Here is a 14,320-nt window from a genome sequence, read left to right on the forward strand (position 1 = left end):
TTATGAAATCTTAATCACAATACCATGAAGATTTTAAACCTGATTCTTTTTTGCGGAATCTTTTTTATTCCTTTAAAAATATATTCTCAGTCTAATTGCAATATGTCGGTGACGTATTCTGAAATGGCTTTTGAAAAATTTAAAAACGCTTACAAGTCAGATAATTTAGATAATGCGAAAGTCTTTATCAAAAAAGGGGTAGAAGATGCCGAACAAGCTTCTGCATACGCTTTGATTTGCGATTGCCCTTTAGCGAAGAATTATGCTTTAAATGCTGTTACCTTCGGAATAAAAGCAAGTAAAGCTGAAAATTTGGACGAAGCCAAAAAGCAGTCAAAAAAAGCGATGGATATGTCTTTGGATGTAATGACAGCAACACCTAATTGCAACCAGGACAAGAAATAAATATTGAATGACCACAACCTGTAAAAATTGCGGACATATTTTTGAAGGAAGATACTGCAATCATTGCGGTCAGTCTGCAAATACGCATCGAATTGATGCTAAATTTCTTTGGGAAGATATCGAGCACGGTCTTCTGCATTATGATAAGGGAATTCTCTACACCGCAAAACAGCTTTTCCTGAAACCTGGATATATCATCAAAGATTATATCAAAGGAAAAAGAGTTCACCACTTCAAACCGATTTCTCTGTCGATTGTTATGGCAACGCTTTACGCATTGGTGTATCACTTGACAAATGTGAATCTTGTCGTTAAAGATAACGGAACTTCAGGAGCTGTTTTTGAAGAAATTTTAGAACATTATTATTGGTTTGTCTTTATTACCATTCCTATTTTTGCTTTAAGCACAGCGGTGTTTTTTAAGAAAGTAGGATATAACTTTTGGGAATATTTTATTTTTGAAGCACTAAAGGTTTCGCAGCGATTGATTGTGCATATCTTGTTCTTACCCATTATTTTACTTTTTAATGATCCGGTTGCAACAAATTTTATTGTTAAATTATTATTGTTCATTGATCTTGCTTTAATTTTCTGGACCAATTTGCAGTTCTTTAATCATCTTCCTAAATTCAAAGTATTTTACCTTACCATATTCAGTTACTTGTTATATTTGTCAATAACGACGGTGCTTTTAGCCCTGTTTATTCTTGCTTTTTTTAGAGAGTAATTCCTTGTTCAAGTTAATTTAAAACAATTTAATGACGTGTTTTTTTAATGTTGTTTAAAAAAAATAAAAAAGTTTGTAACCTTTTCAAAATTTCACTGTCTTTACTATAGAAACAGAATAAACCATGAAGCTTTTGTTTAAAAATAAAAAAGAAGATTTGCTGAGCCGGCTGAAGAAGCAGGATCCTGCTGCGCAGAAAATCTTTTATGACCAAAGTGTAAAAAAATTCCTGAGTGTGGCAAAAAGCTACGTCAGCGATTTGTATCAGGCGGAAGATTGCGTGATCAAAGCATTTTGTAAAATTTTTAAACATATCGAAAGCTTTCGCGGTGAAGGAAATTTTGAAGGATGGGCAAGAAAAATTGTAGTCAACGAATGTCTCAATTTTATCAAAAGCCGTAAGACAGTTTTCTATCTGGATGATGTTCACGCCTCTGTTTTGGAAGATTTACACGAAGAGGCAATAGATTTTGATTTTAATGCTCAGGAACTTTTAGATCAGCTTCCGGATGCGTACAGAATGGTTTTCAACCTTTATGTGATTGAAGAATATTCGCATCAGGAAATTGCAGATACGCTAAATATTTCTTTGGCAGTAAGCAAAACCCAACTCTTCAGAGCAAAAGAAAAATTGAGAAAGATCTACTTTCAACAACAAAAAAAACTGAAAAATGAACACGTTTAAAAATAATTTAGAATATCAGATCAAAAAGCAAATCGATGAGCGGGAAGTCGCTCCGTCAAGAGATCTGTGGTCGGAAATTCAGGCTCAAACTGAAAATACAGGTTCAAAAAAATCTAAACTGAACTGGGTTTTGCTTGCCGCATGTTTTGTTTTGGTATTTGGCTTGGGAGTAGTTTTGTTTTTTAATAATGAAGCCGAACCAAAAATACAGGTTGCTGAAACGGTTAAAACTCCTTCTTTAAATAAAGAAAGTACAATAACACAACCTGAAAAAATAAATTCACAGGAAACTATTGTAAAAGAAGATCAGGGAAAACTGACTCAGATAAAAAATAGTTCTTCGGAAGAAAAAATAGTTCCTGTAAAGAATAATTTACCATTAATTAAAGAAAATCCTTCAGGAATTGCTTCTCAGATAACACTGAATCCGCCAACGAAAATTATGGCAAAATCTGATTCTGCGAAAATTCAGAAGAAAAAAAGATATGTAGATCCTTCTACACTGCTTTTCTCGGTAGAGCATAAAGATGTCATCGAAAAATCTAAGGATGGAAGCAATGTTGCGACGATCGACCTCAATACAAAATAATCCAATTTAAACTAAAAAATATAATATCATGATTAAGAAATTTATCATCACAGGAATGTTGTGCCTTGTTGCGACCTCAATAAATGCACAAAGAAAATCGTTAAGTTTAAATCTTCAGTCAAAAGAAGATACTACGGTAAGCCCGATTGTAAAAGAGAAAGTAGAAGAGTACGCTGCGAAAATCAATACCATTATTCAGGAAGAAAAGAAACAGATGGAAAGTGAATTGTTGATTCTGCAGGCTAAAAATTTAGATAAAGCAGAATTCGACAAGCAAAAAGCTCAGGTTGCAGACAGCTATTCTCAAAAAATTGATGCAAGAATTGAAAGCTTAGGATTTGATTTAGATCAGGTAATTCAGAAGCAGGTAAGATATTCTCTTTTGAATTCTGATGTAACTTCAAACGAAGAATTAAAAGAAAAATTATTGAAGAAGTTCCGTCCTACAAAAAATCTTGATGGATATTTCTCTTACGGAATCATGACGTTGACGAATGATAAAGCAGATAATGATTTAGATAAAAATTTGGGTTACGCCAATAATCTTGAATTTGGTTTGAAATTCAATTATCAATTCAGCAGAACCAGTCCGTGGGGATTGATTTCAGGTTTAGGTTTTTCCTGGAGAACCGTTCGTACAGATAACAATATGATTTTTGCAAAACAAAACGGAGATGTTTTTCTTACAAAATATGAAGGAAGTCTTGATAAAGCTAAATTAAGAACTGGCTACATTATGGTTCCGCTGGGTTTTCAATATAATTTTTCCAAGCTGAAAAGTGCAGGAATGGATGTTCAGTACAGACCTTATTCAGACGGTTTCAGAGTGGGAGCGAATGTTTATGGCGGAATTAAAATGGCATCGAATAATATTGTGAAAGGAGATAGTCAGGGTTTCAGAGATAAATCAAATTATCAGGTAAATCCTTTTGTTTACGGAGCGCAGTTTACGCTTTCTTATGATAATCTTTCTCTTTTCGTGAAAAAAGATTTCAGCAATTACTTTAAAGACTCTTATTTTCCAAACGACAAAGCTTTGGTTTTCGGAGTTGCTTTGGGATGGTAATTTAAGCTAACAAATAAATAATGAAAAAAGCTTTAGGATTAATTTGCTTGTTGTGTTTTGTGCTGAATGTAAATGCACAAAAGTTGAAAACTTCGCAGGACAGTACAAAAGTATTTTATGATAAAATTTTTAAATCTTTAGAAGTTGCGTATCTATATAAGAAAGATTACGATTGGAAAAAATTAAAGACTGAGACCTTTAAAAACCTTGAAACGGCAAAAGATTTTAAAAGTTCTTTAAAAGAAGTGAAGGTTTTATTTGAGAAAATTGGGGCAGATCATTCTAAAGTAACTTATCAGGGGAAAAATTACGGTCCTTCAGTAGAAATTTCGTGGGAAAATTTTAACAAGCAATGGATGACAAAGTTTGCTACTAAACCACAATTCGAAGCAAAAGTTTTAGATGAAAAGTATGGTTATATTTTGATGCCAAGTATTTCATTTAATGATTTTAGTTCTGAAAATGTTCATAAAATTGCTCAGCCTTTATATGACAAAATAGCAGAATTGAAAACGAATAATAAATTGGAAGGTTGGATTGTAGATCTTCGTTTTAATACAGGTGGAAATTCTACACCAATGTTGTTAGCTTTATATGATTTGTTGGGAGATAATGTGGTTTGGGGAACTCTTGGTATAGATAAAAAGTTGATTAACTCGACTAAATTGAATAAAGGAGTTTACGATCAGGGAGAAAAGAAATCGGCTTATATAAAACCCAAAGGTGAGTTGATCGATAAATCTAAAGTTGCTGTACTTATTGGTGGATTAACGGCAAGCTCAGGTGAAGTGACCGCTTTAGCTTTTAAAGGAAGATCAAACACAATTTTTATAGGAGAAAAAACCTTAGGAAAAACTACTTCCAATATGGTTGTAACACTACCTTTTGATGCAATAATGCCAATGAGTACAGGGTATGATTGTGATAGAAATGGAAATTATTACAAGCAAATACCTCCGGATATTATCATTTCGAAAGAAGATAATTTTGATGATTTAATGCAAGACAAAAACATTCAGGAAGCCATACAATTTTTCACTAAAAAATAATTTCATGACAAACTAACGAATATCTCAATTTGGCATAAGAATTGAGTAATAAAAATCAACATTCACATTAACAAACAAAAACACTCCGCAGAATCTTCTACGGAGTGTTTTTGTTTTATGTTGTGAGCCTTATTTCAAGCTTCCCACCATGTCTTCTGGTTTTACCCATTCGTCAAATTGTTCAGAAGTTACAAAACCAAGATTGATAGCTTCTTCTTTTAAAGTTGTTCCGTTTTTGTAAGCTGTTTTAGCAATCTTTGCGGCGTTTTCATAACCAATATGCGTGTTTAATGCGGTTACCAACATCAAAGATTTGTCAACCAGTTCTTTAATTCTTTCATGATTCGGCTCGATTCCCACTGCACAATGGTCATTGAATGAAATACATGCATCGGCAATCAATTGGGCTGACTGTAAGAAATTGTAAGCCATTACCGGTTTGAAAACATTCAGTTCATAATTTCCCTGAGTTCCTGCAAAAGAAATTGTGGTATCATTTCCTAAAACCTGTGCACAAACCATTGTTAACGCTTCGTTTTGAGTAGGATTTACTTTTCCCGGCATAATAGAAGAACCCGGTTCGTTTTCAGGAATATGAATTTCACCAATTCCTGAACGAGGTCCAGAAGCTAATAATCTTATATCCTGAGCAATTTTATATAAAGAAACTGCCAATTGTTTTAAAGCTCCGTGAGTTTCTACAATAGCATCATGAGCAGCCAAAGCTTCAAACTTATTTTCAGCAGTTACGAAAGGAAGGTTGGTGAATTTTGCAATATATTCCGCTACTTTTACATCATAACCTTTTGGAGTGTTCAATCCTGTTCCTACCGCAGTTCCTCCTAAAGCAAGCTCAGAAAGATGAGGTAGTGTGTTTTTCAACGCTTTAATGCCGTAATTTAATTGGGCAACATATCCTGAGAATTCTTGTCCTAAAGTCAACGGAGTTGCATCCATCAAATGCGTTCTTCCGATTTTTACAATGTCTTTAAAAGACACTGCTTTTTCGTTCAACGTATTTTTTAGTTTCTCAACTGCAGGAAGGGTTACTTCAACCACTTTTTTGTAAGCTGCAATATGCATCGCAGTTGGATAAGTATCGTTGGAAGACTGAGATTTATTTACATCATCATTCGGGTGAACTTCTGATTTGTCGCCTAAAGTTCCGCCATTATTTACATGTGCTCTGTTTGAAACCACTTCATTCACATTCATATTCGATTGTGTTCCAGATCCGGTTTGCCAAATCACCAAAGGAAATTGGTCATTCAGTTTACCGTCTAAGATTTCATCGCAAACTTTTGCGATCATATCTCTTTTTGAAGCCGGAAGAACTCCCAAATCCGTGTTGGTAAATGCTGCCGCTTTTTTTAAATAAGCAAAAGCTTCGATAATTTCGTGAGGCATAGAACCTTCCGGTCCGATTTTGAAATTGTTTCTAGAACGTTCTGTTTGTGCGCCCCAAAACTTATCTGCAGGAACCTGCACTTCACCCATGGTGTCTTTTTCTATTCTGTAATTCATTGTGATTGAAATATTTGTTTCTGTTTAGTTTTAAATTTTAATCATAAACTGAAAACACAAAAATTATCTGTTCAGTTTGTCATTCCGTAGGAATCTAAACGATTTACATTAAATTCTTTGCTGAGATTCCTGCGGAATGACAAACTCGATGTCTATTAATTAAAACTTTCTTGATTTTATGATTAAAAAATCTTCCTATAAAATTACTCAATAATAAAAAACCTCGCAATTTATAATCATTATAAATACGATGATAAGTCGCTGATTTTGCTCATGTTTTTTTTCGTAAGCCGTATTTTTGCACTGAAATAGAAAGTAAATGGATTTTAAATATCAAGATCCGTATCCAATTTTAAAAGATGATACGGAATACAAAAAATTGACTTCAGACTACGTGAAGGTTGAAAAGCATGGGGAAAGAGAAATTTTAACAGTAGATCCGAAAGGATTGGAATTGCTGGCTGAAGAAGCAATGGCAGACGTTTCTTTCATGCTTCGTTCTTCGCATTTAGAAAGTTTGAGAAGAATTATCGATGATCCTGAAGCTACGGATAACGACAGATTTGTTGCTTATAATTTATTGCAAAATGCTGCAGTTGCAGTGGAAGGTGCTTTGCCTTCGTGTCAGGATACCGGAACGGCGATTGTGATGGGTAAAAAAGGCGAAAATGTTTATACCGGTGTAGAAGACGGTGAATATTTAAGCAAAGGAATTTACAATACCTACCAAAAAAGAAACTTAAGATATTCTCAGGTGGTTCCTTTAACGATGTTTGATGAGAAAAATTCTGGTTCAAATCTTCCGGCACAAATCGATATTTATGCTAAAAAAGGAAATTATTACGAATTTTTATTCCTGACGAAAGGAGGAGGTTCTGCTAACAAAACTTTCCTTTATCAAAAGACAAAATCTTTATTGAACGAAAAATCTTTGGAAGCTTTTGTAAAAGAAAGAATTTCAGATCTGGGAACTGCGGCTTGTCCGCCTTATCACTTAGCTTTGGTGATCGGAGGAACTTCTGCAGAAGCCAATTTGGCTGCTGTGAAAAAAGCATCAGCAAAATATTATGACAATCTTCCAACTGAAGGAAATGAAGCAGGTCAGGCTTTCAGAGATTTGGAATGGGAAGCAAAAGTTCAGAAGATCTGCCAGGAAAGTGCCATTGGAGCACAGTTTGGTGGAAAATATTTAACGCATGACGTGCGTGTGATCAGACTTCCTCGCCACGCGGCTTCGTGCCCGGTTGGAATGGGAGTTTCTTGTTCGGCAGACAGAAATATTAAAGGGAAAATTACCAAAGACGGCATCTTCTTAGAGCAATTGGAGCAAGATCCGAAAAGATTTTTACCGGCAACTCCGCCACATTTGGAAGAAGCGGTTGAAATTAATTTGAATAAGCCAATGCCTGAAATTTTGGCTGAATTGTCTAAATATCCAATCAAAACAAGACTGAAATTAAACGGAACTTTGATTGTTGCGAGAGATATTGCTCACGCAAAAATCAAAGAATTATTGGATGCCGGAAAACCAATGCCTGAATATTTCAAAAATCATCCGATTTATTATGCAGGACCGGCAAAAACTCCGGAAGGAATGGCTTCAGGAAGTTTCGGACCTACAACTGCGGGAAGAATGGATGTTTATGTAGACGAGTTCCAAAGTCATGGTGGAAGCATGGTGATGTTGGCAAAAGGAAACAGAACGGCAGATGTTACCAATGCTTGTCATAAATACGGAGGTTTCTACATCGGTTCGATCGGAGGTCCTGCTGCAATTTTGGCAAAAGACAATATTTTGTCGGTTGAGGTAGTAGATTTCCCTGAATTAGGAATGGAAGCGGTAAGAAAAATTGAAGTAAAAGATTTCCCTGCATTCATTATTACCGATGATAAAGGAAATGATTTTTTTGCAAATCTTGCCCATTAAAATTTAGGATTAAAAGGTAGATGTAAGAATTTTAGAGTAGCAATTGTTATCTAATATCTAAAATCTAACTTCTAATATCTCGATTAATTAGTTTAAAATAAAAATAAATTGCAAAATTTAGGTTCTATATCTTTTGATGAAAAAGAAAAAAGCCCTACTTTTGCTTAAAATTTAAGAAACATGATGTTATCAGCATTTTGGCCGTTTTACCAATTCCTTTGGACAATTTATTTCGTATGTATGTTCCTTGTAGGATTCTGGTGTATCTTAATGTTTTTCGGTTTTATCATTCCTTTGTGGTTAACTGAAGGTTTGAAAGAATACTTTGGTAAAGTAAAGCCTTTTGATCCGGAACAGATCAGAAGTAAATTGCTTACTGAGCAAGAAGGTGTTGAAGTAATTTTCAGCCAGCCTAAAGGTCACGGTCCTTTCATTCACGAAAGCCACGGACACGATCACGGACATCATTAATTGATTGTCATTGCTTTCTCACACGAATTCCGAGAAAGTAATATCAAAGCAAAACAACATATATTAAACCACTAAATTTATTTTAGTGGTTTTTCTTTTTTATCCCAATCTCAGTTTTTCCGGTGATACTCCGAATTTTTTCTTGAAGGCTCGGGTGAAATTCTGAACATATTCATAACCGCATTCTATTGCAATTTCTTTAATCATAATTCTATTGTTGACGATCATTTTTTTTGCTTTCAGCATTCTGAGTTCTGAAATGTAATTTACAATAGTCGTTTGATATTGTTCTTTAAATTCTTTTCTCAACTTATTCTGATTGATACCTATTAATTTAGAAATCTCTTCAATTTTTAGATTTTTATGATAGTTTTCATCTAAAAATTTCTTGATCGTTTCAGGAGTTTTAGATAGATCTTCTTCGATATCTTTTTCATTAAACTGTTCGAATATCAGAATTAAAAGTTTGATAATTTTAGCTTCAATAAAGAGTTTCTGCATTATTCCTTTTTTAGAATATCCCAAAATCTCCTTTAAGATCATATGCATTTCCACCGTCATATTTGGTGGAGTCTGTTTATGAAGAAAAATAAAATTATTATTCTTCATGTTTTCCAGAATTTCTGCACTTTCAATAGTAGAATGAGGATCAATTAAATCAAAAATGTATTTATAATTGACCTGTATCTGAATGTATTTTAAAACTTCCTGATTTTCTGTCCATAATTCAGCTCTGTTTTCCGAAGAAGAATAATGAAGGATGTACTGATTCTTTTTGAATTTAAATTGAGTGCCACAATCTGAAGCCTGCAAATTGATGTTCGGACTCAGCAAAAACAACAAATTAAAACTAGATTCTCCTTCAACAAAATGAGATTGTAAGTAATTTTCATTCGTTGCATCTTCATTAAAAATCACTTTAATGTCCTCAGATTTAAATAGTAAGCCTCTTTTCGTCTGTTTCATTGTTCGAAGCGTTTTTGTTTCCATATTACTCAAGTAAGAGCCTGCATCCGATAAGTGAAAATTTGAAAATGATAACTAGGGATTTAAGATGCAAGTTACTTTTGCAAAAGTAAATTAAATTTAGAATAAATAAAAACAATATGTATTATGTTTAGAAATTTATATTCTTCAGTTGCAAAACTCTGTTTAAGTGTTTTTGTGCTATCGATTGCATCAAGTGATTTTGTAAAAGCTCAACAATGGCAAAATGTGGGCTCATCAGCGAATGTTTCTGCAGGCGGAAGCAGTTATAATAATTTAGTGATTGATAATGTAGGGAACTATTATCTTTCGTATTATGATGTTTCAGTTCAGAAAGGTTCAGTTCAGAAATTTAACGGAACTTCATGGTCTTATGTGGGAGGAAGTCCAGGAATTACCTCAAGTTATGCAACTTTCAATTCATTATCGATTAATTCTACGGGAACAGATCTTTATTATACCAATCAAGGAAATGGTTTAGAAGTTCGTAAGTTTAACGGTACTTCTTGGACACAATTGGCAAGCCCGACAACTTCAACGATTAATTATCACGCTTCAGCGGTTGCTCCGTCTGGAACATTGTTTACGTACAGCACTCAAAGTTCAGGAATTGTAAAAAGATTGGTGAATGGAGCTTGGGAACAAGTTGGAAATGCTGGTTTTTCTAATGGAGCCGCATTTGCGGAAATGGTCATTGGCACAAATAATAAAGTGTATACTTGTAATGTAGCGAGTGGAGTAAGGGTTTATGAAAATACAACAACCGCTACAACTTCTGATAATTGGAACTTGGTAGGTGGAAGTATTGTAGATGCATCGTCATCAGGTGAACAGTATACTTCGGATATTGCAATCGATAACAATAACAATTTGTATGTTGCCTATGTCTCAAACTCTGCAAATTCTAGAAAAGTAAATGTAAAGAAATTCAACGGCATTAGTTGGGAGCAGGTTGGGAATGCTTATTTTTCATCAGGAGGAGTTCAGCATGTTGCAATTGCAGTAACATCTGCAGGGAAACCTTATGTTGTAGCAAGTCGTTGGGAAGATGATAATTTTCTGAAAAACACTGCCTATCAATTAGATATAGCTACCAATACTTGGTCTACGTTTGGGGGTAATTTTATTTCTGATGATGAAGCTACTTATAACGATTTGGTGGTTGATAATGTAAATAATTTTCTTGTTTTAGCTTATTCTCAGGATTTTACAAAGGTTAAAAGAATTTCTATTGCCCCTTCAACTCCGGTTTGTAATAATACAGATCCGGGAACCAATCCGGGAGATGTTGGTTGTGTAACCTTTAACTATAGAGGTCAATCGGTCACTTACACTACGGTAAGAGGAACGGATGGTAAAATCTGGCTTCAGCAAAATTTAGGAAGTACAAAGGTGGCAACTTCACTTACAGATTCAGATGCATATGGAGATCTTTTCCAATGGGGAAGATGGGATGATGGTCATCAGCTGAGAAATTCATCTTTATCAGCTACAGCTCCTTCACCAAATAATCCTTCAGGGTTAAATGGAGGAAATGCAGCTTTCCATTCTGCGGCATATAATTCGTCTTCAAACTTTTGGTCTGGAGGAACTGATTCTGATACCTGGACCGCAGAAAACGCTTCCGCTGCAACGGCAACAAAGGGGGCAGACCCTTGTAAAGCAATCGGCTTAGACTGGAGACTTCCAACCGTTGGGGAAATTGACGCAGCTATGACCGCAGAAAATATTTCAGAATATAATTCGGCACTTTCAAGTCATTTAAAACTGATTCCTGCAGGAATGAAGGATTATAGCGGTATTTTCTCTCCTGGAACACGACTTTATCTTTGGTCTTCATCAGCATCACCATATACAGGATCTGGTCAACATTTATATATCAGTGGATTTCAACTTTATCTAACAGCGCAAGCAGAGATGCGGGAATGTCTGTAAGATGTATAAAAGATGTTACCACCGGATTGGGAACTTCAGAAATTAAAAAAGTAACCATCGGAGTTTATCCTAACCCAACCAATGGAATTTTAAATATTAAAACAGATTCTGAAGTTAATGCCGTAAACGTAACCAATGTTGTCGGGCAAAGATTGAAAATTCAGTATTCGAATAATCAAATTAATATGCAAAACTTACCAAGTGGAGTTTATATTGTAGAAATGATATTGAAAAACGGACAAAAAATTTCTAAGAAAGTAATTAAAAACTAACATTCATTTAATATTTGACTCGCTTTAGACGGTTGTTTCTTTTTGAAATTGCCGTCTAATACTTTTATATTCAGATGAATGACAATCATCATGTTTGATATGATAACTAAAAAATGGGAAATGATAACTCTTTGTTTGTTTTCAAGATTAATTTTGCCGAAAATTATAAAATAATTTAGAATAAATAAAAATAGAATTATTTATGTTTAAAAATTTACAATCAAAAATAAAAAGAATGGGAGCCGGATTTGGTGTCCTTTATATCGCAGTAGGTTTACTGAATGCTCAACAATGGGTTGATGTAGGTTCTGCAGGAAGTATTTCCACAGGTGGAAGTAGTTATAATAATCTGGCGATTGATGTACAGGGAAATTATTATGTTTCTTACTATGATGTTTCAGTTACAAAAGGCTCGGTTCAAAAATTTAATGGAACTTCTTGGTCATATGTTGGAGGAAATGCAGGAATTACAACTGCCACAGCAACCTATAATTCGCTTTCATTAGATACGTCAGGAAATGTATATTATACCAATCAATGGGGTTATCCCAACTCAGGAATGGAAGTAAGAAAATTTGACGGAACATCATGGAGTTTACTTTCTCTTCCATTTACAGATACAACAAATTATCAGGCATCAGCAGTGGCTCCGAATGGTATTCCGTATGTGTATGCATCTGTGGGTTCAGGAACTGTGAAAAGATTGGTTAACGGAGCTTGGGAACAAGTAGGTCCTACAAATATTGCAGGTGCAAATCCAACTCATGCAGAAATGGTTATCGGAACAAACGGAAAGGTTTATGTTTGTCATATTGCATCCGGAGTAAGAGTTTTTGAAAATAATTTAACAGCTTCTTCAACGGATGCGTGGTCTTTAGTTGGTGGAGCTTCAGTGGGTAGTGCATTCACAGAGGGTGCAAATGCAACTTCAGATATTGCAATTGGATCAGACAATACTTTGTACGTTATATATTCATCCACAGCAGCAAATAACAGAAGGCTGAATGTGAAGAAATTTGACGGAACAAACTGGGTGCAAGTTGGTAACGCCGATTTTGGAATTTCAAACGACTTGTATAATGTTTCTATTGCGGTTACTCCTTCTGGTAAACTGTACACTGTAGCAAGCGGATGGGCTGTAAATGGTGGGAAAAACACAGTTTACGAATTTGATTCAGCGAACAATACTTGGACAGCTTTTGGTGGAGATTTTGTATCAGATGGTACCGCTTTATATAATGATTTACAATATGACGCAGTAAACAATACTTTGGTCCTTACTTATTCTCAAAATGGAGTAAGAGTGAAGAGGGTTCAATTGCCTACTACAACACCTACATGTAATAACGCAGATCCCGGAATGAATCCAGGAGATACAAGCTGTGTAACTTTTACTTACAAAGGTCAGCAAGTAACTTACACGACAGTAAGAGGATCTGATGGTAAAGTTTGGCTTCAGCAAAACTTAGGAAGTAGACAAGTGGCGACTTCTATGGCAGATTCAGAATCTTTCGGTGATCTTTTCCAGTGGGGAAGATGGGATGATGGCCATCAAAACAGAAATTCTGCTACAACAACAGTTCCGACAATCAATAATCCTACAGGTCTTTCTGGTATTACATCATTTATTTTAGGAAATAATCCTGCGTGGTGGTCAACAAATGCTTCAAATGATCTTTGGAATGGAGCGAATACTTCAGCAATAACCTCAGAAGTAAGTGTTGATCCGTGTAAGGCAATCGGTGCAGGCTGGAAATTACCTTCTCAGGCAGACTGGGTTACTGTTGTAAGTGCAGAAGGGATGTCTAGTGCAGCAAATGCATTTACCAGCAAATTAAAATTACCTGCAGCAGGCTATAGAAGTCAAAGTTCAGGAGGATTCACTTATGTTGGTGAAAGAGGATATTATTGGAGCGGAGATGTAGCCAATTCTGGGGGGAAATATTTATATAATTCTACAGCTTTGGCTAATCCAAATTCTGGTGGACCAAGAGCTCAGGGTCAATCGATAAGATGTATAAAAGAGGTTACTACAGGCTTAGGAACTTCAGATATCAAAAGAAATGTTATTGGAATTTACCCCAATCCTACGAACGGAATTTTAAATATTAAAACAGATTCTGATATCGATAAAGTAAACGTTACCAATGTTGTAGGACAAAAAATGAATGTACAGTTTTCAAATAATACAATCAATATGCAACAGCTTCAGAAAGGAGTTTATATTGTTGAATTACAATTGAAAAATGGGCAGATAATTTCTAAAAAAGTAATTAAAAACTAATTCGGTTTTTAGAATTAAATACTGTTTCAAAAAAAGTAAAGGCTTAGATTATATAATCTAAGCCTTTTTATCAGCCAATATGTAGGCTTAATATTTTTACATATACTGTTCCAACAGTTGCGTCAATCGGTTCACGTCATGTACGCCGCTTTCTTTATATAACAATTCTCCTTTTTTGAAAACTGCTAAGGTAGGAACTCCACGCACTCCATACTGAGAAGCGATTGAAGGATATTGATCGACATCAATTTTTATAATTCTGGCTTTTTCGCCAACATTTTCTTTCACTGTATTCAGAACCGACGACTGTACTTTGCATGGTTGACACCAAGTAGCAAAAAAATCGATTAAGACCGGTCTTTCAGAATCTATTATTTCTTGGAATTTTTGTGACATCGT

14 protein-coding genes are annotated in these 14,320 nt (G+C 34.9%); 11 read left to right on the plus strand and 3 right to left on the minus strand.

The features are described 5' to 3' along the window. The first annotated feature begins 24 nt into the window (after positions 1-24). From BUR17_RS12660 to BUR17_RS12685, 6 genes are all read left to right on the plus strand, one after another. Positions 25-405, plus strand: a complete 381-nt coding sequence (locus tag BUR17_RS12660) for a hypothetical protein (protein WP_074230724.1) — start codon at positions 25-27, stop codon at positions 403-405. Between the two features lie 7 nt (positions 406-412). Further along, a complete protein-coding gene (locus tag BUR17_RS12665; protein ID WP_074230725.1) occupies positions 413-1,132 on the plus strand; it encodes a DUF3667 domain-containing protein in 720 nt (239 codons plus the stop codon). 124 nt (positions 1,133-1,256) lie between these two features. Continuing rightward, positions 1,257-1,817, plus strand: coding sequence for an RNA polymerase sigma factor (locus tag BUR17_RS12670; protein WP_074230726.1), 561 nt, complete (start codon positions 1,257-1,259; stop codon positions 1,815-1,817). Further along, the gene (locus tag BUR17_RS12675; protein WP_074230727.1) at positions 1,804-2,406 is read left to right on the plus strand and encodes a hypothetical protein; all 603 of its coding nucleotides are present in this window, start codon (positions 1,804-1,806) and stop codon (positions 2,404-2,406) included. The genes BUR17_RS12670 and BUR17_RS12675 overlap by 14 nt, the downstream gene beginning before the upstream one ends. A gap of 28 nt (positions 2,407-2,434) precedes the next feature. Next, on the plus strand, positions 2,435-3,472 hold the full coding sequence (locus BUR17_RS12680; protein WP_074230728.1) for an outer membrane beta-barrel protein: 1,038 nt from the start codon (positions 2,435-2,437) through the stop codon (positions 3,470-3,472). 20 nt (positions 3,473-3,492) lie between these two features. Further along, entirely contained in the window at positions 3,493-4,521 is a 1,029-nt protein-coding gene (locus BUR17_RS12685; protein WP_074230729.1) for a S41 family peptidase, read from the plus strand. Between the two features lie 129 nt (positions 4,522-4,650). Here the strand turns inward: BUR17_RS12685 and fumC are convergent, their stop codons facing one another. Further along, positions 4,651-6,045, minus strand: a complete 1,395-nt coding sequence (gene fumC / locus BUR17_RS12690) for a class II fumarate hydratase (RefSeq protein WP_074230730.1) — start codon at positions 6,043-6,045, stop codon at positions 4,651-4,653. Between the two features lie 319 nt (positions 6,046-6,364). Between fumC and BUR17_RS12695 the strand changes: the two genes are divergently transcribed. Next, entirely contained in the window at positions 6,365-7,972 is a 1,608-nt protein-coding gene (locus BUR17_RS12695) for a fumarate hydratase (RefSeq protein WP_074230731.1), read from the plus strand. Between the two features lie 180 nt (positions 7,973-8,152). Continuing rightward, the gene (locus BUR17_RS12700) at positions 8,153-8,443 is read left to right on the plus strand and encodes a hypothetical protein (RefSeq protein WP_074230732.1); all 291 of its coding nucleotides are present in this window, start codon (positions 8,153-8,155) and stop codon (positions 8,441-8,443) included. 99 nt (positions 8,444-8,542) lie between these two features. Here the strand turns inward: BUR17_RS12700 and BUR17_RS12705 are convergent, their stop codons facing one another. Continuing rightward, complete coding sequence (locus tag BUR17_RS12705; protein WP_159437600.1) at positions 8,543-9,409, minus strand: helix-turn-helix domain-containing protein; 867 nt, start codon at positions 9,407-9,409, stop codon at positions 8,543-8,545. A 147-nt stretch (positions 9,410-9,556) separates the two neighbouring features. Here BUR17_RS12705 and BUR17_RS12710 point away from each other — a divergent pair, with 147 nt between their 5' ends. The 3 genes from BUR17_RS12710 (at position 9,557) to BUR17_RS12720 (ending at position 13,921) form a co-directional block, all read left to right on the plus strand. Next, the gene (locus tag BUR17_RS12710; RefSeq protein WP_074230734.1) at positions 9,557-11,365 is read left to right on the plus strand and encodes an NHL repeat-containing protein; all 1,809 of its coding nucleotides are present in this window, start codon (positions 9,557-9,559) and stop codon (positions 11,363-11,365) included. Further along, positions 11,356-11,637 (plus strand): T9SS type A sorting domain-containing protein, encoded by a 282-nt coding sequence (locus BUR17_RS12715; protein WP_074230735.1) that lies wholly within the window; start codon positions 11,356-11,358, stop codon positions 11,635-11,637. Before BUR17_RS12710 ends, BUR17_RS12715 begins: the two co-directional genes overlap by 10 nt. A 202-nt stretch (positions 11,638-11,839) precedes the next feature. Then, positions 11,840-13,921: a T9SS type A sorting domain-containing protein gene (locus tag BUR17_RS12720; RefSeq protein WP_074230736.1), complete on the plus strand. Its 2,082-nt coding sequence runs from the start codon at positions 11,840-11,842 to the stop codon at positions 13,919-13,921. Between the two features lie 96 nt (positions 13,922-14,017). On the opposite strand, the gene trxA is transcribed toward BUR17_RS12720, so the two are convergent. Then, positions 14,018-14,317 (minus strand): thioredoxin, encoded by a 300-nt coding sequence (gene trxA / locus BUR17_RS12725; RefSeq protein WP_066678943.1) that lies wholly within the window; start codon positions 14,315-14,317, stop codon positions 14,018-14,020. Between the last annotated feature and the right edge of the window lie 3 nt (positions 14,318-14,320).

It is taken from the genome of Chryseobacterium scophthalmum, assembly GCF_900143185.1.
GTDB lineage: Bacteria > Bacteroidota > Bacteroidia > Flavobacteriales > Weeksellaceae > Chryseobacterium > Chryseobacterium scophthalmum.